An 18,053-nucleotide genomic window follows, 5' to 3' on the forward strand; every position below is an offset into this window, starting at 1 on the left:
AAAAGCAAGGGGTTGCTAAAAAGGTTATTATCAATAACTATATTGTCTTGCCATGTGATGGCAAAAAACACAGGGTTTTCCCGCATTTCTGAAAGTTTTTATGAAACACCAAGACTTGATCGCCATCGACATTCACACCCATGCAGAGGTGAGTTGTTGGAACCCGTTCGACAATTACGGTGAAGAATACGACCGCGCTGCAGACAAGTTTTTTGGCAGTGACCGCCGTCCCACCATTGATGAAACCGTGGCTTATTACCGTGAGCGGAAAATTGGTTTGGTGATGTTCACGGTCGACAGCGAATCACAGTTGGGCCGACGCCGCATTCCCAATGAAGAAATCGCCAAAGCTGCGCGCGACAACAGCGACATGATGATTGCTTTTGCCAGCATCGACCCACACAAAGGCAAGATGGGCGCACGCGAAGCCGAGCGACTGATCAAGGAAGAGGGCATCAAAGGCTTCAAGTTTCACCCCACGGTCCAGGGCTACCACCCTTACGACAAAATGGCTTGGCCCATTTACGAGGTGATCAACGAACACAAAATGCCCGCCATTTTTCACACGGGTCACAGCGGCATTGGCTCTGGCATGCGATGCGGCGGTGGCTTGCGTTTGGCCTACAGCAACCCCATGCACTTAGACGACGTGGCGATTGATTTTCCGGACATGCAAATTGTCATGGCACACCCCAGCTTCCCCTGGCAAGATGAAGCGCTGAGCGTGGCCACGCACAAGCCCAATGTCTGGATTGACTTGTCGGGCTGGAGTCCCAAGTACTTTCCCAAGCAATTGATTCAGTACGCCAACACCTTGCTGAAAGACCGCATTTTGTTTGGCAGCGACTACCCCCTCATCACACCGGAACGGTGGATGAAGGATTTTGAAGTGGCTGGTTTCAAGCCCGAGGTGATGCCCGGGATTTTGAAAGACAACGCTGTGCGTTTGCTGGGCTTGAAATAAGTTATTTCAAAGTCACAGACACTCTGACAGTGCCGGCCCTTGCGGCATGCGCTGTCAGGTTCAGCACAGTGCCTGCAGGTGCTTCCACAATCCACTCGTTCAAAGCGCGATCTCCAGTGATGGTTTTGTTGGGCAAGAACGCTTGAAGGGAATTGCTGGCAGCATGGCCTTCTAACTGAGGGCCTTCCATGCGCGGTTTGCCCATGCGCAAATGCGCGCCATCTGGCAGCTCAATTTCAAACATGCAAGGACGCGCTGTTTTGCGTTCCAGCGCCCGCTTGGTGACATAACTGGGCAAGTAGCCTGCGTTGCCTACTGCCATTTGAATGCGCCATTGGCCATTGCCTAAGCCTTCAGCTTTGGCATGCAGCAATTCGAGTTTGGGCAAAGTCAGTGCAATCTGATTCAACCAAGCAGGGAATCGAGCGGCCTCTCGCTCACGCAAATGCGCGGGTGGATTGCGCCAATAGTTCATCCGGTCCCATCCCCCCAATTCCACGGCGCCTAAATCGGGGTGCTGGTAGGGATACCAATCGACGTGCGCATTGCCGCCGCAGACCTCATCGCTCCACTTGAGCAACTTGATGTCGTCTTCGGGCGGATGGTCTCGGTACCAATGAATCCAGTCGTATTCGGTAATGCCTGCTTCTTTGTTGGGCGCCCAAATTTCAACGGTCCAAAACAAAGCGCCTAAGTGCTCGTACACCCAGTCTTGTGTGCCCGTGATGACTTCTTTGGGGTGGTATTTGAAGTCATGAAAAATACTGACCGCTGGATAGCCGGTGAGCTTGCTGCCAATGTCGGAGATGCGTTTGATCATCCACAAGTCTTCAGGCGTCATGTCGCTGTCGCTTTGCGTGCACATGGGACGCAAAATGACACCGGAGTGGGTGTGGAAGCTGACCGCTGCACCAATGTTGGGGTGCTTGGCAATGAAATCCACCATGGCTCGCACTTCGGGTTCGCTGGTGGGGTAAGGGCCAGCGCCCACTTGCTCATGTTCTTGGCGCCAGAAGGCTGGAAAGTTGCGGTTCAAATCCAAACCTTCAATGTCGCGGTTGGGCTTGATGTTGACACCGTCGTAATGCTGCAAACTGCCTTCGGGCATGACGCGGTAATACTGGCCGCCAAACTCGCCAGGCAGGCGAGGCGTGAGCAGACGCGGTTCATCTGGATTGACTTTCCAGCCGCCGTGTGGGTCCGGTATGCGCATCATCAAAATGCGGCCATCACCGTCCATGTCCTCTATCGTCAAACCTTCGACGTGCGGTTCATCCCAAGGGTAGGGGCGTGTAGAAGAGCGGATGTGGCGAGGTTTGTCTGCCATCGCCAATTCGGCGCCGTCAGGGTTAAGACGGGGCACCAAATAGACGGCGCGCGTGCTGAGCAATTCAGTCACTTGCGCATCTTCACCGTCTTTGCTGAGCAATTGGTGCAGCCAATACAAACAAGCGGTACTGGCGGTTAACTCGGCGGCGTGGATGTTGCCATCCACCCAGAAGGCAGGTTTGTCGATGTCAGCACCTGTGCTTTTACGCGTGATCACCAAAACCCAGATGGGACGGTTTTCATGGCTGCGTCCCAATTCGCGCAACTCGACCAAGTCGGGCCTGGCCTTGGCAAAATCTTGCAGCAATTGGGTGAGTTCGGGGTGCTTGTAAAAGCGATCGAATTCGGGTGTGGGAAGTGGCGCGTTGCTGTGAGCAGCTTGTGACATGTTGACGTTCAGAAAAGCGTTGAACAAGGCCTCAGCATACCAAGGCTTGCGCTGCTTTTGAACAGGTTTGTGCTTCTTTACTGCAAGCTGGTGAGAATCACGCCGATGGTGAACAGCGACAATGCAACCAAAGTTCTCACAGCGAACAAACTGATCAGGGGTTTCACTGGAAAGACATGCGTTTTTTCGATGGCCGCCCATTTGTGCATGAACTTGTCGGCTTGGTTGGCGCGAATGGCAAAGCGCACAAAGTCCCGGCGGCTGCGGTACCGCACCATGGCCACGTAATGCCAAGCATCAGCACCTTCGGGCCTGACAAAATCACCTGATTTTCGCCCGATGAAAATGACCACATTGCCATAGCGCAACAAATCGCCGATGATGGATTTGCCATAGCGCTTGTCGGCTTCTCGAGGGTCGTCGCTGTAATTTGTACGTTCGGGGTAGAGGGCCTTGGCGCGGTAGCGCACGAGGTTTTGCATCACAAATTCTTTGCCGTCGTCAGACGCCAAGAGCTGGCGAACATCCTCTACTTCAGCGGCGTTGTCGAGACCGGGGTCTGAGCTGCGAAGTTGATTCAAGGCCTCTTCAATCTCTTCGGGCGACATGCGCTGACCATTGCCGCCATACCAAAGCCAAAAAGCCACGTACAAGAGTACCAGTGGCAGAGCAATGGCCAGCAAGTGTTGGCTCATGACAGTATCAAACCTTAGGCGCTTTGACCGACCACCGTGAAACGCTCTTGGTTGTGTTGCAACCAGTCCCTTGAAAGCCGGTCGTCTTGCTGGTTGGGATGGAACTCGGGTGATTTGTACTCACGCCAGTGAGCCACATTGCCTCGGAACAAGCCATCTTTCGATAGCAGCAACTGGTAGGCACTTTTCCACGTGCTGAGCTTGAACAATTGGCGATCATGCCAAAGGTTGCGAACCGTTTGCCACATCACATCTGACAAAAATTGCACGGTGATGATGTGGAACAGTCGGATACGCCATTCTTCGTTGCCACCCAGCGCTTTGTAGATGTCAAAGGCCGTGCTGCGATGCTCTGATTCTTCAGCACTGTGCCAGAGCCACATGGTTTTGAGTCGTTCTTCAGTGCCATCAAACACTTCGGGATGGCGCAAGATCCACTCGGCAAAGATGGCAGTGAAGTGTTCGGTTGCGGCCGTTGCACCGACGTGCATGCGGATGTTCAGATGGGCATTTTTAACGACCCGTGCAGCAGACCTTTTGGCGATGACATTGGGGAACCCCATGGTTTCCAAGTGGTCATTGAATAAGGCATGGATGCGGCGATGCGTGGCTTCTTGGCCCACAAAACCTTGCACTTCGGTTTTGAACTTGGCTTGTTCGCTTTTGGGCAATGATTTGAAACCTGTGCGAACAGAGTCAATGAAAAATTGCTCGCCCACAGGAAAGCTCATGGAGAGCGCATTGAAAAAAGCAGACTTGAAGGCGTCGCCACCACACCAATTGGCGGGGAAGGGCGCGCTGAGATCAATCAACAGTTTGCGGACTAACAATTGCGACATGGTTTTCCCTGAAACGGTGCTCAAACTTTGAGCAATGGCTGCATTTGAACATAAATGGGTTCACCCAAGTCTTATCAGGGAAATACCTAGCCAAATAGATCCTTGAATGACTGGTTCTGGCGCCATTTCTCAGCACAATCCCCCCATCCACTTGGATCCCCGCAAGACACTGCACATCCCTGCAGAACTTCGCCAGTTTTTTGAATTGAAAGCAAGCCATGAGCCATTCTTCCTTGATTTTGGATCACGTCTATGGACATGAGAAAACCAGGCCCGAACTTGTGTACATGACACAGCCTATTGGGCAGGGACAGGTGATCGATTACACCTGGCGCGAAACACTTCGCCAAGCCCGCTCGATGGCGGCCTACTTGAAAGCTCAAAACTTGGCGCCTGGCGCCAGGGTGGCCATCTTGTCCAAAAACTGTGCGCACTTCATCATGGCCGAGTTGGCCATTTGGATGGCAGGTGGCACCACCGTGGCCATTTTCCCGACGGAGTCTGGAGAGACCATTCGCTATGTACTGGACCACAGCGAAGCCAGTTTCTTGTTTGTGGGCAAATTAGACACATGGCCCCTGCAAGCCCCCTTTGTGCCCAACAGCATCCCGTGCATTGCGTTTCCATTGGCGCCGGAAAACCACTACACAAAGTGGGACGATGTCGTTCGCCAAACGCCTCCTCTGGAGGGCGATATTGCAAGAGCCCCCACCGATTTGGCCATGATCATGTACACCTCTGGCTCGACGGGACAACCCAAAGGTGTGATGCACAACTTTGAACGCATTTCTGCGGCAACCGAAGGTATTGTCAAAACGCTGAAGGAAACTTTGGGCGATCGAGAGGACAACCGCATCTTGTCTTACTTGCCTTTGGCTCACGTTTTTGAACGGGCTTGGGTGGGCGCCAGTTCACTGGTGCATGGCAAAACGCATGTGTTTTTTGCGGAGTCCTTGGACAGCTTTATTCAAGATTTGAACCGTGCCAAACCCACCATGTTCATTTCCGTGCCGCGCTTGTGGCTGAAGTTTCAGCAAGGCGTGTTCAGCAAAATGCCGCCTGCCAAACTCAACCTCTTGCTCAGTCTGCCCATCATCGGTGGTTTGGTGCGCAAGAAAATTTTGAAGGGCTTGGGCCTGGACCAAGTCATTGTGGCGGGCAGTGGCTCCGCGCCAATTCCTGCTGAACTGATTGTGTGGTACCGCAAGCTGGGCCTTAATCTTCTAGAAGGCTACGCCATGACGGAAGACTTTGCATATTCTCACAACTCCACTGAGGCCATCAATGCGCCTGGTTGTGTGGGCGTGCCGCTTGAAGGTGTTCAGGCTCGTATCAGCGAAGAGGGCGAAATTTTGGTGAAGTCACCAGGCCAAATGGTGGGCTATTACAAGCGCCCTGACTTGGACGCAGAAGCATTCACGGCCGATGGCTTTTTCAAAACGGGTGACCAAGGTCAACAGCGAGCCGATGGTTTGCTCAAGATCACAGGCCGTGTGAAGGAGTTGTTCAAAACTTCCAAAGGCAAGTATGTTGCACCTGCACCCATTGAAAATAAACTCAACGTGCACCCCATGATCGAGATGAGCATTGTGTCGGGCGTGTCTCAGCCTTCTGCCTATGCCATGGTGGTCTTGTCTGAAGACATTCGACCCAAGATGCATGAGCCCGAAGTGAAGGCGCAAGTAGAAAGTGAACTGACCACCTTGCTGGCGCAGGTTAATTCAGAATTGGCAGATTATGAAAAACTGCGCATGTTGGTCATTGCCAATGAAGCATGGTCCATTGAAAACGGTTTCCTGACACCCACCATGAAAATCAAACGCAGCCGCATTGAAGCCTCGGTCGAAAGTCAGGTGGCTTCTTGGTACGAAAAATCAGGTAGCGTGTTCTGGGCTTGATGCCATTAATGTGGGCGAAAGCCTTAAGGAAGTTTGATGAATCGCGTATTGGCTCACACGGGTGCAAAGTACCCCATCTTGCAAGCCCCCATGGGCTGGATTGCCAGAACACAATTGGCCTCTGCGGTCTCGCGTGCAGGGGGCTTGGGCATCATTGAGACGTCCTCTGGCGAAACGGCCAATTGCCAAGCCGAAATTACCAAAATGCGTGAATTGAATTTGCCCTTTGGCGTCAATTTGCCTATTCGGTTTTTGAAAGACGATGCCATGCTGAAGTTTGTCTGTGCATCGGGCGTCAAGTTTGTCACCACCTCGGCAGGCAGTCCTGCCAAATTCATACAGCCTCTGAAAGATGCAGGCATCACGGTCTATCACGCCGTGCCCACAGTGGACGCTGCCATGAAGTGTGTCGATGCTGGCATCGATGGTTTGGTGGTGGAGGGCTCTGAAGGCGGTGGCTTTAAAAATCCTGAAGATGTTTCAACCCTGGTGTTGTTGCAAGCCATTCGCGCCAAAGTCGACGTGCCCCTCATTGCTGCGGGGGGTATTTCAGACGGCCGCGGAATGGCGGCAGCTTTTGCTTTGGGTGCGGAGGGCATTCAAATGGGCACCCGCTTTGTCAGTTGCGCCGAAAGTCCAGTTCATGAGAATTTCAAGAACGCCATTGTCAATTCCAAGGAAACGGGCACTTGGATGCTCAACACCAAATCAACACCATGTATTCGAGCTTTGAAATCCGACAGAACGGCGGCCATTCACGAACAGGGCGTCATGTCCTTTGATGACATGAAAGGCATCTTGAATGTTTACTTCCAAGGGGACATGGAAGCAGCACCGGCGCTGGCAGGTCAGTCGGCAGGCTTGATCGATTCAGTCAAGACCGCCAAAGACATCATTGACAGCACGGTGGCGCAGTTTTTTGAAATCAGTGAACGCATGGGTGCCATGGCAAAGCGTCAAAGCTTTGATGCGGCCTGATCACAGAGTCACTTGGAGAGTGACTTAAGCAACATCGTCTTTGATGGTGTTTCGCAGGATACCCACTGCATCGACTTCAATTTCCACGACATCACCCGGCTGCATGAACACCTGGGGTGTGCGCTTGTTCCCTACGCCGCCCGGAGTTCCTGTCACAATCACATCACCTGGTTCGAGCGGCACAAAGGTAGAAATGTAGGCGATTTGGCGAGGGATGCTGTGAATCATCATGTCGGTTGTTGCGCGCTGCAACTCCACACCATTCAAGCGAGTGCTCAAGGTGAGTGTTTGCCCCGGCTTGATTTCGTCTGCGGTCACCATCCAGGGTCCAAATCCGCCGGTACGCCAGAAATTCTTGCCAGCTGTCCATTGTGTTGTGAAGTTTTGCCAATCGCGCACAGAGCCATCGTTGTAGCAAGAATAGCCCGCAATGTGTTGCCAAGCGTCTGCCTCTGAAATGCGGCGGCCACCCTCACCAATGATGATGGCAATTTCGCCTTCATAGTCAAGACGGTGTGATTCGGCTGGACGCATGATGTCTTGGCCATGCCCTACTTGTGATGCACTCACGCGTGAAAAGATGGCTGGTTTTTCAGTCAGGTCGCGGCCAGTTTCTTTCACGTGATCGTGATAATTCAAACCCACACACATGATTTTTTCTGGGTTGGGGATGACAGGCAAAAGTTGCAGATCTTCAAAAACCAGATCGGGCGCATGCTTAGCTAAAGCGGCTTCAGCTTGCGCGTACATTTTTTTGGCAATCAAAGTTTTGAGGTCAGGTGCCTCGGCGCCCAAAATCGGGGTGAGATTCAAGACTTTGTTGCCATGAACCGCGCCATAACTGGGCGTGTGATTGAGTAAAAAGCTGATAAGTCGCATGGGGTCTTTCTATGTTAATCATGGAGGCGCTGCACACCTTGCATCATGTTGAGTTGAATTATCAACCCAAGAGTAATTACCCTAGTCATTTCACATGCCGACATCAGCGGTAGTTTCAGTCACGACGGTCTGAGAGTCACTCACACCTGCAGATGGCGCAAGTGTTTTGGGTGATGCCGTATAAAATGAAATGTCAACTTCCCATGAATTCATTGGAAGTACGTGGCACTGCAAGATGAGGATTTGACATGTTCTTGAAAAATACTTGGTATGTGGCCTGTCAGGCCCATGAGATCAGTGACAAACCCTTAGGCCGCAAAATTTGCAACGAGGCCATGGTGTTTTACAAAAATACTGAAGGCAAAGTCTCGGCTGTTCAAGACTTCTGTCCGCACCGCGGCGCGCCTTTGTCTTTGGGCCGAGTTTGCAACGGACAGTTGGTCTGTGGCTACCACGGTTTGGTGATGGGCTGTGACGGACACACCGTCAACATGCCCGGACATCAGGTCCGCAACTTTGAGCCCGTCAAGGCCTATGCCGTCATTGAGCGTTATGGTTTTGTGTGGGTCTGGCCAGGCGATCAAACCAAAGTCGATCCTGCGCAAATGCCAGTGTTCGAATGGTTTGAGAATCCCAAGTGGGCCTATGGCGGTGGGCTGTATCACATTGCGTGCGATTACCGTTTGATGATAGACAACTTGATGGACCTCACGCACGAAACTTATGTTCACAGCACCAGCATTGGTCAACAAGAAATTGATGAAACGCCCAGCCGCACAGTGACAGAAGGCGACTGTGTTACCACCAGCCGATTCATGGAAGGCATCAAGGCGCCACCTTTTTGGAAGATGGCCATGCGTGCCAATGACCTCGACGATGAAGCCACTGTAGACCGGTGGCAAATTTGCAAATTCACGCCCCCCAGCCATGTGCTGATTGAAGTGGGTGTGGCGTTGGCTGGCAAAGGGGGGTACCACGCCGACCCTAAAGACAAAGCCTACAGCGTGGTGGTTGATTTCATCACGCCTGAAACCGAAACATCGATTCACTACTTCTGGGGCATGGTGCGTCAATTCAAACCTGAAGACGCAACACTGACAGCGCAAATTCGCGAAGGGCAGGGCAAAATTTTCAGTGAAGATTTGGACATGCTTGAGCGTCAGCAAAAAAACTTGCTGGCATTTCCAGAACGCAAACTCAAAATATTGTCGATCGATGCGGGTGGTGTGATGTCGCGCCGTGTGATTGACCGACTGTTAGCCATTGAAAAGGCCGCTTGATATGTTTCGCACAACCACCCCATTCAAAACTGTTATATGGGCACTTTGCCTCGCTTGCTGCACTTGGGCCTCTGGTCAGCAAGCCTACCCCAGTAAAGCGCTCAAAATTGTGGTGCCTTTCGGCGCTGGCGGTGTCGCCGATTTAACTGCCCGCACCGTCGCGCAAAAGATGGGTGAGAACATGGGTCAAAGCATCGTGATCGAAAACAAGCCAGGCGCTGGCGGTGTGGTGGCCACCGATGCTGTAGCCAAATCAGCGCCCGATGGCTACACCTTGCTCTTGATGTCCAATGCCACTGCGGTCAGTGCTGGCTTGTTCAAAAGCTTGCCCTATGACGCTGAAAAAGACCTCATCCCTTTGTCAGTCTTAGGCACCTTTGACATTGCGATTGTGGTGCCCCAAGAGTCTAAGTTTGCCAGCTTGGCCGATTTGCTTGCTTTTGCCAAGGCCAACCCCGGCAAGCTCAACATTGGCAGCATCAACGTGGGCAGCACGCAGCATTTGGCAGCAGAACTGTTCAAATCAACTGCAGGCATTGATGCACAAGTGGTGCCTTTCAATGGCACCCCCGCAGTCTTAACGGCTTTGCGCGGTGGCCAAATTGATGTGGGCGTCGAAATTCTGGCACCTGTGTTGCCGCAAATCAAAGGCCAAGCATTGCGCGCCTTGGCCGTGACAGGCGACAAACGTGCGGCTGCATTGCCACAAGTACCCACGGCCAAAGAAGCGGGTGTTAAAACTTTGTACGCTGCATCCTGGAATGCGTTGGCCGCACCTGCCAAAACACCCCGCGACATCGTTCAGCGTTTGAACCAAGAAATTCAATCTGCCCTGAACAACCCCGACGTTCGAAAAAAATTAATCGACATGAATGTCGATCCTCAGCCTGGCACCTTGCAACAGGCGGCCGATCTGCTCAGCAGTGAAACCAAACGTTGGGGCGATGTGATTCAACGTGCTGGCATCGCCAAACAATAAACCTGATTCAATCCACACACTTCACCTCTCACAGAAAACATCGACATGCAGCTCACACAAATTGGTTTGATTGGTTACGGTGAAGTGGGCAAAACATTTGCCTTGGGTCTCAAAGAAAAGCCTGGAGTGACATCGGTGTCAGCGTGGGATTTGAAGTTTGCTGCGCCAACACCTCTAAGCCTACAAGCCGCCGAGCAAGCCCATGCTGCGCAGCACAGCATTCAGGTCGTCGGCGCCATGGCAGAGCTTTGCGCGCAAAGCCAATTCATCATCTCTGCGGTGACCGCTTCCAATACTTTGTCGGTGGCCCAGCAAGCTTCGCAAAGTATTCGGCCAGGCACGGTATATCTGGATTTGAATTCTGCCTCGCCTGGCACCAAGCAAGCCTGCGCGGCACTCATCGATGCCGCTGGCGGCATCTATGTTGAAGCCGGCGTGATGACGTCTGTTCCACCTTACGGCATCAAGGTGCCGATGCTGTTGGGCGGCGCGCAATCTCAAAGCTTGGCGGCATCGCTGCAGGCCTGGGGCCTGGATGCCAAATCAGTGAGTGACAAATTGGGCGTGGCCAGCGCCATCAAAATGAGTCGCAGCGTCATGATCAAGGGCTTGGAAGCCTTGGTCATCGAAAGTTACGCCACGGCGCGTGCCTATGGTGTGGAAGCGCACGTCTTGCCCACCTTGCAAGAAACATTTCCGCAAATTGATTGGTCCTTGCAGGGGGCGTATTTTTTCAGCCGCGTGGTGCAGCATGGCAAACGCAGAGCTGAAGAAATGCGCGAAGCCGCCAATACGGTCAAAGAAGTAGGCTTTGAGCCCTTCATGGCCTTGGCCACGGCCGACAAGCAGCAATGGGTGGCCGATCAAGCCGCGCAGGGTGTGTTCCAACACTTGCCCAAAGACGCAACGTGGCAAGACTATGCCGACTGCTTGCTTGCGGCGCGTCAACAAGGTGTTTGATGTTTGACATTCTGGCCATCACGGCCCCGATCTACATTGCCATTGCGCTGGGGTATGGCCTCACCCGATGGGGCTTCTTTCAGAAAACCGACATGCGAGCCTTTGGCACGTTTGTGGTGAAGGTGGCCATGCCGGCATTGTTGTTCAATGCTTTGTCGCAGCGCAAAGTCAGTGACATTTTGAATGCTGAGTATGTGACGGCCTATGCCTTGGCGTCCTTGTTCACATTGAGCCTCAGCATTGCTTGGGCGCTGCGCGTGAGCAAAGTCAGTCGGAGCTTGAGCAGTTGCTTGGCCATGGGCATGAGTTGCCCTAACAGTGGGTTTGTGGGCTATCCTGTCATGCTCTTGAGTTTGGGGCCTTTGGCCTCGGTGGCCGGTGTTGCACTTGCGCTCAACATGATGGTCGAGAACCTGATCATCATTCCTTTGTTGTTGGCCTGGGCCGAAACAGGTCAGAGCAAAAGCCGTTGGCAAGGCATCATTTGGCAAACCCTGAAAGGCATGTTCTACAACCCCATGATTTGGGGCATTGTGCTGGGCTTTTTATTCTCTTGGTGTGAATGGCAGTTGCCTTCCAGTCTTGGCCGAACGGTCAGTTTGTTCGCACAAGCCAGCGGCGCTTTGTCGCTGTTTGTCATCGGTGGCAGTTTGGTGGGCTTGCCAGTGCAAGGCATGGGGCCGCGCGTGTCGCAAATTGCTGTAGGCAAGTTGGTGTTGCACCCCTTGATGATGCTCGTGGTGATGACGTTCATGCTGCCGATTCAAGATCCGGTGTTGCGCGTCGCTGCGTTACTCACCTGTGCCATGCCCATGTTTGGCATTTATCCCATCTTGACGCAAAAGCACGGCCACGATGGCTTGAGTGCAGCAGCACTGCTGGTCACCACCATGGCCTCATTTTTCACATTGAATGCGTTGCTTTGGCAGTTGAAAAATCTCAATCTGCTTTAACGCGTCCTGACGTGATCACAGGACGCCAGCGTTCAATTTCTTGGGCAATCAATTTGCCAAAAGCTTCTGGTGTTTCGGGTGTGGCCACTGCGCCTTCTGTGGTCAAACGTTTTTTCAACTCTGCTGAGTTCAGTGCCACATTGATCTGTTGATTGAGTTTCAACACAATGTCACGCGGCGTGCCCGCAGGTGCCACCACGCCGTACCACTGATCGGCTTCGAAATTTTTATAGCCGGCTTCGGCCACAGTGGGCAAGTCGGGCAGGGCATCGAGTCGTTTGGGGCTGGACACGGCCAATGCGCGCAATTGACCGTTCTTCACTTGGCCCATCACGGCGGGCGCGCCTGTGAACAGCATTTGAATTTGACCGCCCATCAAATCGGTCACAGCGGGTGCCGTGCCGCGATAAGGGATGTGCAAAATAGCCGTTTCCGTTTGCATCTTGAAATACTCGGTGGCCAAGTTGGCCGCACTGCCGTTGCCACCCGAGCCGTAACTCAATTGGCCCGGTTTGGATTTGGCCAAAGCAACCAATTCTTGAACGCTTTTGGCGGGCACATTGGGATTCACCACCAGCACATTGGGCACACGCGCAACCCATGCCACAGGTGCAAAGTCTTTGATTGGGTTGTAAGGCAGTTTGGGGTACAGGCTGGGGTTGACGGCCAAAGTGCCAATGTGTCCCATCAGCAGGGTGTAGCCATCTGCGGGTGCTTTGGCTGCTTTGTCGGCGCCAATGCTGCCACCGGCACCGGCGATGTTCTCAATGATCACGCTTTGGCCCCAGGCTTTGCTTAATTCTTGACCGATAGAGCGCGCCAAGATGTCAGTGCTACCGCCCGGTGTAAAAGGGACAATCATGCGAATTGGCTTTTGCGGATAGTTCTGCGCAGCCGTTTGCGCCGTGCTGAGTGATGCAGTGAGTGAAGCGGTGAGTGCCAAAAGGGCATGGGCAGTCCAAGTCAATTTTTTCATGATCAATGATTTCACAATTTCAAAGTTTTAAAGCAATTGTTGTGCGGTGTCGCGAATTAGATTCAGTGTAGCCTGCTGTGTCAATGTGCTGGGTCTTTGTGAGCTGACGGCACTGCTCAGTTGAATGCTCATGCGTGGCTCTGAAATAGGCCTTGTCACAAAGGCGGATGGTTTGATGGAGCGCGTGACAGCATTGCGCGACAAGATGGCGTTGCCAGCGCCGTCGGCCACCAATTCTAAGATGGCAGTCACGCCGTCAATTTCGAGTGCAACTTCTGGGCGACAACCGATGTTGGCCATTTCAGCTTCGACGTGCATGCGAATGGCGTTGGGCCGGCTGGGAATGACCAAAGGCAAACGAGAAACTTCTTTGAGTGGGATGGCGGGCGGTGGTGGGTCCTCTTGAAGTCCTGGCGGTCTGGGTTGAATCAGCCAGAGTTCTTCTTGCACCAACGCCGACAACTCTAAGCCTGTGGTGCTGGTAGCGTTGTAGAGCAGGGCAATGTCCAATCGTCCCGACAGCAGGCTTTCTTGCATGCCTGCCGACAAGCCCTCGCTGATCGACAAATGGGCATCTGGCATTTTTTCGCGAAAGGCGCGGGTGAGGGGCACCGTCAGGACGCGCGCAACGCTGGGCGGAAGTCCCAAGGCAACACGTCCTGTGAGGCCGCTGCGGGCCCGGGCCAATTCCTCTCGCGCTCTTTCAACCTGATGCAAAATCCCGCGGCCATGTTCCAGCAACAACTGACCAGCCTCCGTGGGACTTGCACCTCGGCCATTGCGCTTCAAAAGGTTTTGCCTCAACTCAACCTCCAGCAAGCGAATTTGCCGGCTCAAAGCAGGCTGGGCCACGTTCAAGGCCAGGGCTGCGCGGGTAAAGCTGCCCAGTTCTGCCACTCTGACGAAGTATTCAAGTTGCTTGAGGTCCATGAGGCTATTTTGCCATAACCGGTGGTTGGTTATATCGGTTTGTTCTAGCTGATAGTGCCTTAGAAGCCTAGGCATTGACGCTCTCAAGTTGGAGAATTCAGTCTTCAATTTGGCCCCTGTTGGGCTATCGAGCTAGGACCATGAAACCTTCCGCACAAACCGCGATCCCTTGCCTGATGATGCGAGGCGGCACCTCTAAAGGGCCGTTTTTCAATGAGGCCGATTTGCCCGCTGACATCCCATTGCGTGACAAAGTCTTGTTGGCCGCCTTGGGCTCACCAGACAAACGTCAGATCGATGGTTTGGGCGGCGCACATCCCTTAACGAGCAAGGTGGGCATTGTTCGCAAGAGTTCCGTTCCCGGCGTGGCATTGGACTTTTTGTTTGCTCAACTGCAACCCGATAAAGAGACTGTCGACACCACGCCCAATTGCGGCAACATGTTGGCCGCTGTGGTGCCATTCGCCATCGAAACAGGCATGGTGGACGTGCAGGGTGATCAAAGCACTTTCCGTGTATTGACATTGAACACCGACATGCAATGTGACATCACCGTGGACACGCGCGGCGGCATGGTTCAGTACGAGGGAACAGCTCGCATCGATGGATCACCTGGCACTTCTGCACCCGTGACCATCAACTTTCTAGACACGGCGGGCTCTGTCTGTTCTGGCTTGTTGCCCACAGGCCGCGTGAAAGACACCTTGACCGTGAGTGGTGCAGGCTTTGAGCCATTCACCATTGACGTCACTTGCATCGACAACGGCATGCCCTTGGTGATGTTCAAAGCAAATGACGTGGGCCGCACGGGGTACGAATCCGTGGCGGACATGAATGCCGACACCGAACTCAAAACCAAAATTGAGGCGCTGCGTTTGCAAGTATCTTTGTTGATGGGTTTGGGTGATGTGAGTCAAAAAAATTACCCCAAGATGACCCTCATTGCGCCGCCCCAAAAGGGTGGTGCTTTGAGCACACGCAGTTTCATTCCGCATGTGTGCCACGATGCCATCGGTGTGTTGGCAGCCGTCACTGTGGGTACGGCTTGCGTGTTGGAGGGTTCTGTGTGTGATGGCATCGCTGTCATGCCCACTGGTGCTGCCAAAAATGTGTCGGTTGAACATCCGACAGGCGAGTTCAGCGTGGCTTTGCAAACCGAGCCTGCACCCCATTTACCAGGTGGCCAAAATGTCACACAGGCGGCTTTGTTGAGAACGGCCAGACTGCTGATGCGAGGCGAGGCCATGGTGCCAAGGTCCTTGTGGTCGGGTCATTCTGCTTAATTTCTTTTTTCATTTTTTCGATTGGATCGCTTCATGAGTCACAAACAACCTTTGATCATCGACTGCCACGGTCACTACACCACGGCGCCCAAAGCTTTGGAAAATTGGCGCAATGCGCAAATTGCCAACTTGAACACACCCGAGCTGGGTCCCAAAGTGGCGGATCTCAAAATCAGCGACGATGAGTTGCGTGAGTCCATTGAGACCAACCAATTGCGTTTGATGAAAGAGCGCGGCTCTGACCTGACCTTGTTCAGTCCTCGCGCCAGTTTCATGGCTCACCACATTGGCGACTTCAATGTGTCGTCAACGTGGGCTGCCATTTGCAATGAGTTGTGCTATCGGGTCAGCCAATTGTTCCCCGACAATTTTGTGCCTGTGGCCATGTTGCCCCAGTCACCTGGCGTTGACCCTGCAACTTGCATTCCCGAGTTGGAGCGCTGCGTGAAAGAGTACGGCAATGTGGGCATCAACTTGAATCCCGATCCCTCAGGCGGCCACTGGACTTCGCCGCCCTTGAGCGACAAGCACTGGTACCCCATTTACGAAAAAATGGTGGAGTACGACATTCCAGCCATGATTCACGTGAGCACCAGCTGCAACAGCTGCTTCCACACCACCGGCGCGCATTATTTGAATGCTGACACTACGGCCTTCATGCAGTGCCTCACCTCCGATTTGTTCAAAGACTTTCCGACCTTGAAGTTCCTCATTCCGCATGGCGGCGGTGCGGTGCCTTACCACTGGGGTCGTTTCCGCGGCTTGGCCCAAGAATTGAAGAAGCCATTGCTGCAAGACCATTTGCTCAACAACATCTTCTTTGACACCTGTGTGTATCACCAGCCTGGCATTGATTTGTTGACCAAAGTGATTCCAGTTGACAACATTTTGTTTGCCTCTGAAATGATTGGTGCTGTGCGCGGCATTGACCCCGAAACAGGTCACTACTTTGACGATACCAAGCGTTACATTCAATCGTCCAACATCTTGAACGATGAGCAACGTTACAAAATTTACGAAGGCAACACACGCCGTGTGTTCCCCCGTTTGGATGCGCACCTGAAGGCCAAAGGTCTTTAAGCTGCAGCACATTTAAATCATTGCAAATTAACCATTGGAATTGACATGACAGAACTTGGAATTGTGAAGCGCAACATCACGCGCGCAGACAAAGTAGCCGTCGACAAACTGGGCCGTTTTGGCGTGGCCACGGTGCACGAAGCCATGGGCCGCGTGGGTTTGATGCAAAAGTACATGCGTCCTATCTACAGCGGTGTGCCTGTATCAGGCACAGCCGTCACAGTCTTGCTGCACCCTGGTGACAATTGGATGATGCACGTGGTGGCTGAACAAATTCAACCGGGCGACATCGTGGTTGCGGCCATCAGTGCCGACAACTGTGATGGTTTCTTTGGTGACTTGCTGGCCACTTCCTTCATGGCCCGCGGCGCCAAAGCCTTGGTCATCGATGCCGGTGTGCGTGACGTGCGCGAACTCACTGCCATGGGCTTTCCTGTTTGGAGCAAAGGCATCAGCGCCAAAGGCACCATCAAGTCCACACTGGGCTCGGTCAACATTCCGGTGGTGTGTGCCGGTATCAATGTGAACCCCGGCGATGCAGTGGTTGCCGACGACGATGGCGTGGTGGTGGTGCCCGCTGCTTGGGCGCAAAAAGTGGCCGATGCTGCTGAAGCGCGCGAAGCCAACGAAGGCGAGAAACGCGCCAAATTGGCCGCTGGTGTTTTAGGTTTGGACATGTACAACATGCGTGAACCTTTGGCCAAGGCTGGCCTGAAATACATCGACTGATGAATCAAGCTTTGCTTGCTTCACCTTCACTCAAAACAGGAACTCGCATGATTTCAAACCCTCATTTCCAGCTCGCATGGCGAGGCTTGAGTGTGGCCCTGCTTAGCTTGTCGCTTAGCGCTTGTTTCAACTTGACGGTTGTTCATCAAACAACCGAAAACAATGCACGCAACAAAGCGGAATCGGTTTCTACTGAAGTGCGTCAAGCCTTGGCGCCTTCGGGTGTTTTTCGTGTGGGTGTCTACCCTGGTAGCCCCACATCTTGGGTGAAAGATCCCAAGACAGGGGAGAGTGTCGGCATTGCATTGGATTTGGGCAAAGGCATGGCCAAGCGCTTGAATGTGCCGGTGCAGGTCGTTGAATTTGACCGAGTGGCGCAAGTGTTGGATGCATTGAAAGACGGCAAGGTCGACATGACATTCACCAACGCTACAGCCGTGCGAGCCAAGGACATGGATTTCACAGAACCACTGGTTCGCTTGGAGCTGGGTTATTTGGTGATCGGCGCAAGCCCACTCACGTCGCTGAACGACATTGATCAAGCCGGTATGCGCGTCGGAGTGAGCCAAGGAAGTTCTTCTCAAGGCGTGCTCACTCAACGCTTTAAATTGGCCAAAGTCGTCCCTGCAGAATCACTGGCACAAGCCCAAATTCTGTTGAACTCAAAACAAATTGATGCATTTGCCACTAACAAAGGTATTTTGTTTGAGATGTCCGATGCCTTGCCAGGCAGTCGTGTCTTGACGGGACGATGGGGGCTTGAAAATTTGGCCATTGCCATACCCAAAGGACGCGAAGCAGGCCGCTCCTTTGTTGAAAATTTTGCCAAAGAAGTCTCGCGCAGCGGTGAGTTGGACAAAGCCGTGCAGCGTTCAGGTTTGCGCGGCACAGCCCGCGATTGAAAACTTAAGCT

The 18,053-nt window shown here is 53.1% G+C and carries 17 protein-coding genes; 11 read left to right on the forward strand and 6 right to left on the reverse strand.

The window, feature by feature from the left end; translation table 11 throughout:
* The first annotated feature begins 100 nt into the window (after positions 1–100).
* Complete coding sequence (locus tag L103DPR2_RS07365) at positions 101–964, forward strand: amidohydrolase family protein (RefSeq protein ID WP_055360432.1); 864 nt, start codon at positions 101–103, stop codon at positions 962–964.
* Position 965: 1 nt separating this feature from the next.
* On the opposite strand, the gene L103DPR2_RS07370 is transcribed toward L103DPR2_RS07365, so the two are convergent.
* The 3 genes from L103DPR2_RS07370 to L103DPR2_RS07380 all read right to left on the reverse strand — a co-directional run bounded on the left by L103DPR2_RS07370 (position 966) and on the right by L103DPR2_RS07380 (position 4,215).
* A complete protein-coding gene (locus L103DPR2_RS07370) occupies positions 966–2,681 on the reverse strand; it encodes a M14 family metallopeptidase (RefSeq protein WP_055361926.1) in 1,716 nt (571 codons plus the stop codon).
* Between the two features lie 77 nt (positions 2,682–2,758).
* Positions 2,759–3,376 (reverse strand): hypothetical protein, encoded by a 618-nt coding sequence (locus L103DPR2_RS07375; protein WP_055360433.1) that lies wholly within the window; start codon positions 3,374–3,376, stop codon positions 2,759–2,761.
* Positions 3,377–3,390: 14 nt separating this feature from the next.
* Positions 3,391–4,215 carry a metal-dependent hydrolase gene (locus L103DPR2_RS07380; protein ID WP_055360434.1) on the reverse strand — a complete coding sequence of 275 codons (825 nt, stop codon included), beginning with the start codon at positions 4,213–4,215 and terminating at the stop codon, positions 3,391–3,393.
* Between the two features lie 218 nt (positions 4,216–4,433).
* Between L103DPR2_RS07380 and L103DPR2_RS07385 the strand changes: the two genes are divergently transcribed.
* Positions 4,434–6,113, forward strand: coding sequence for an AMP-binding protein (locus tag L103DPR2_RS07385; protein ID WP_055360435.1), 1,680 nt, complete (start codon positions 4,434–4,436; stop codon positions 6,111–6,113).
* Positions 6,114–6,149: 36 nt separating this feature from the next.
* Positions 6,150–7,091, forward strand: a complete 942-nt coding sequence (locus L103DPR2_RS07390; RefSeq protein WP_197274847.1) for an NAD(P)H-dependent flavin oxidoreductase — start codon at positions 6,150–6,152, stop codon at positions 7,089–7,091.
* A 24-nt stretch (positions 7,092–7,115) separates the two neighbouring features.
* Here the strand turns inward: L103DPR2_RS07390 and L103DPR2_RS07395 are convergent, their stop codons facing one another.
* Positions 7,116–7,970, reverse strand: coding sequence for a fumarylacetoacetate hydrolase family protein (locus L103DPR2_RS07395; RefSeq protein ID WP_055360437.1), 855 nt, complete (start codon positions 7,968–7,970; stop codon positions 7,116–7,118).
* 248 nt (positions 7,971–8,218) lie between these two features.
* Here L103DPR2_RS07395 and L103DPR2_RS07400 point away from each other — a divergent pair, with 248 nt between their 5' ends.
* Genes L103DPR2_RS07400 through L103DPR2_RS07415 form a run of 4 tightly spaced genes read left to right on the forward strand, consistent with a single transcriptional unit; the run spans position 8,219 to position 12,142 of the window.
* A complete protein-coding gene (locus L103DPR2_RS07400) occupies positions 8,219–9,250 on the forward strand; it encodes an aromatic ring-hydroxylating oxygenase subunit alpha (protein ID WP_055360438.1) in 1,032 nt (343 codons plus the stop codon).
* A 1-nt stretch (position 9,251) separates the two neighbouring features.
* Positions 9,252–10,229: a Bug family tripartite tricarboxylate transporter substrate binding protein gene (locus tag L103DPR2_RS07405; RefSeq protein ID WP_055360439.1), complete on the forward strand. Its 978-nt coding sequence runs from the start codon at positions 9,252–9,254 to the stop codon at positions 10,227–10,229.
* Between the two features lie 45 nt (positions 10,230–10,274).
* The gene (locus L103DPR2_RS07410) at positions 10,275–11,189 is read left to right on the forward strand and encodes a DUF1932 domain-containing protein (protein ID WP_055360440.1); all 915 of its coding nucleotides are present in this window, start codon (positions 10,275–10,277) and stop codon (positions 11,187–11,189) included.
* The gene (locus tag L103DPR2_RS07415; protein ID WP_055360441.1) at positions 11,189–12,142 is read left to right on the forward strand and encodes an AEC family transporter; all 954 of its coding nucleotides are present in this window, start codon (positions 11,189–11,191) and stop codon (positions 12,140–12,142) included. Before L103DPR2_RS07410 ends, L103DPR2_RS07415 begins: the two co-directional genes overlap by 1 nt.
* Here the strand turns inward: L103DPR2_RS07415 and L103DPR2_RS07420 are convergent.
* A complete protein-coding gene (locus L103DPR2_RS07420; protein ID WP_055360442.1) occupies positions 12,129–13,118 on the reverse strand; it encodes a Bug family tripartite tricarboxylate transporter substrate binding protein in 990 nt (329 codons plus the stop codon). The two genes, L103DPR2_RS07415 and L103DPR2_RS07420, sit on opposite strands and share 14 nt — an antisense overlap.
* A gap of 27 nt (positions 13,119–13,145) precedes the next feature.
* The gene (locus L103DPR2_RS07425) at positions 13,146–14,048 is read right to left on the reverse strand and encodes a LysR substrate-binding domain-containing protein (RefSeq protein ID WP_055360443.1); all 903 of its coding nucleotides are present in this window, start codon (positions 14,046–14,048) and stop codon (positions 13,146–13,148) included.
* A gap of 140 nt (positions 14,049–14,188) precedes the next feature.
* On the opposite strand from L103DPR2_RS07425, the gene L103DPR2_RS07430 reads away from it, so the two are divergent.
* Genes L103DPR2_RS07430 through L103DPR2_RS07445 form a run of 4 tightly spaced genes read left to right on the forward strand, consistent with a single transcriptional unit; the run spans position 14,189 to position 18,042 of the window.
* Positions 14,189–15,331, forward strand: a complete 1,143-nt coding sequence (locus tag L103DPR2_RS07430) for a 4-oxalomesaconate tautomerase (RefSeq protein WP_055360444.1) — start codon at positions 14,189–14,191, stop codon at positions 15,329–15,331.
* A gap of 51 nt (positions 15,332–15,382) precedes the next feature.
* Positions 15,383–16,411 carry an amidohydrolase family protein gene (locus L103DPR2_RS07435; RefSeq protein WP_055361927.1) on the forward strand — a complete coding sequence of 343 codons (1,029 nt, stop codon included), beginning with the start codon at positions 15,383–15,385 and terminating at the stop codon, positions 16,409–16,411.
* 45 nt (positions 16,412–16,456) lie between these two features.
* Entirely contained in the window at positions 16,457–17,140 is a 684-nt protein-coding gene (gene ligK / locus L103DPR2_RS07440) for a 4-carboxy-4-hydroxy-2-oxoadipate aldolase/oxaloacetate decarboxylase (protein WP_269465062.1), read from the forward strand.
* A gap of 47 nt (positions 17,141–17,187) precedes the next feature.
* Positions 17,188–18,042 carry a transporter substrate-binding domain-containing protein gene (locus L103DPR2_RS07445; protein WP_082466869.1) on the forward strand — a complete coding sequence of 285 codons (855 nt, stop codon included), beginning with the start codon at positions 17,188–17,190 and terminating at the stop codon, positions 18,040–18,042.
* The last annotated feature ends 11 nt before the right edge of the window (positions 18,043–18,053 follow it).

The organism is Limnohabitans sp. 103DPR2, assembly GCF_001412575.1.
Taxonomy (GTDB): Bacteria; Pseudomonadota; Gammaproteobacteria; order Burkholderiales; family Burkholderiaceae_C; genus Limnohabitans_A.

Coding starts and splice junctions, on each gene's coding strand:
- L103DPR2_RS07445 (WP_082466869.1), top strand. CDS start 17,188: ATGATTTCAAACCCTCATTTCCAGCTCGCATGGCGAGGCTTGAGTGTG.
- L103DPR2_RS07425 (WP_055360443.1), bottom strand. CDS start 14,048: ATGGACCTCAAGCAACTTGAATACTTCGTCAGAGTGGCAGAACTGGGC.
- L103DPR2_RS07395 (WP_055360437.1), bottom strand. CDS start 7,970: ATGCGACTTATCAGCTTTTTACTCAATCACACGCCCAGTTATGGCGCG.
- L103DPR2_RS07370 (WP_055361926.1), bottom strand. CDS start 2,681: ATGTCACAAGCTGCTCACAGCAACGCGCCACTTCCCACACCCGAATTC.
- L103DPR2_RS07380 (WP_055360434.1), bottom strand. CDS start 4,215: ATGTCGCAATTGTTAGTCCGCAAACTGTTGATTGATCTCAGCGCGCCC.
- L103DPR2_RS07400 (WP_055360438.1), top strand. CDS start 8,219: ATGTTCTTGAAAAATACTTGGTATGTGGCCTGTCAGGCCCATGAGATC.
- L103DPR2_RS07410 (WP_055360440.1), top strand. CDS start 10,275: ATGCAGCTCACACAAATTGGTTTGATTGGTTACGGTGAAGTGGGCAAA.
- L103DPR2_RS07385 (WP_055360435.1), top strand. CDS start 4,434: ATGAGCCATTCTTCCTTGATTTTGGATCACGTCTATGGACATGAGAAA.
- L103DPR2_RS07420 (WP_055360442.1), bottom strand. CDS start 13,118: ATGAAAAAATTGACTTGGACTGCCCATGCCCTTTTGGCACTCACCGCT.
- L103DPR2_RS07405 (WP_055360439.1), top strand. CDS start 9,252: ATGTTTCGCACAACCACCCCATTCAAAACTGTTATATGGGCACTTTGC.
- L103DPR2_RS07390 (WP_197274847.1), top strand. CDS start 6,150: ATGAATCGCGTATTGGCTCACACGGGTGCAAAGTACCCCATCTTGCAA.
- L103DPR2_RS07375 (WP_055360433.1), bottom strand. CDS start 3,376: ATGAGCCAACACTTGCTGGCCATTGCTCTGCCACTGGTACTCTTGTAC.
- L103DPR2_RS07415 (WP_055360441.1), top strand. CDS start 11,189: ATGTTTGACATTCTGGCCATCACGGCCCCGATCTACATTGCCATTGCG.
- L103DPR2_RS07430 (WP_055360444.1), top strand. CDS start 14,189: ATGAAACCTTCCGCACAAACCGCGATCCCTTGCCTGATGATGCGAGGC.
- L103DPR2_RS07365 (WP_055360432.1), top strand. CDS start 101: ATGAAACACCAAGACTTGATCGCCATCGACATTCACACCCATGCAGAG.
- ligK (WP_269465062.1), top strand. CDS start 16,457: ATGACAGAACTTGGAATTGTGAAGCGCAACATCACGCGCGCAGACAAA.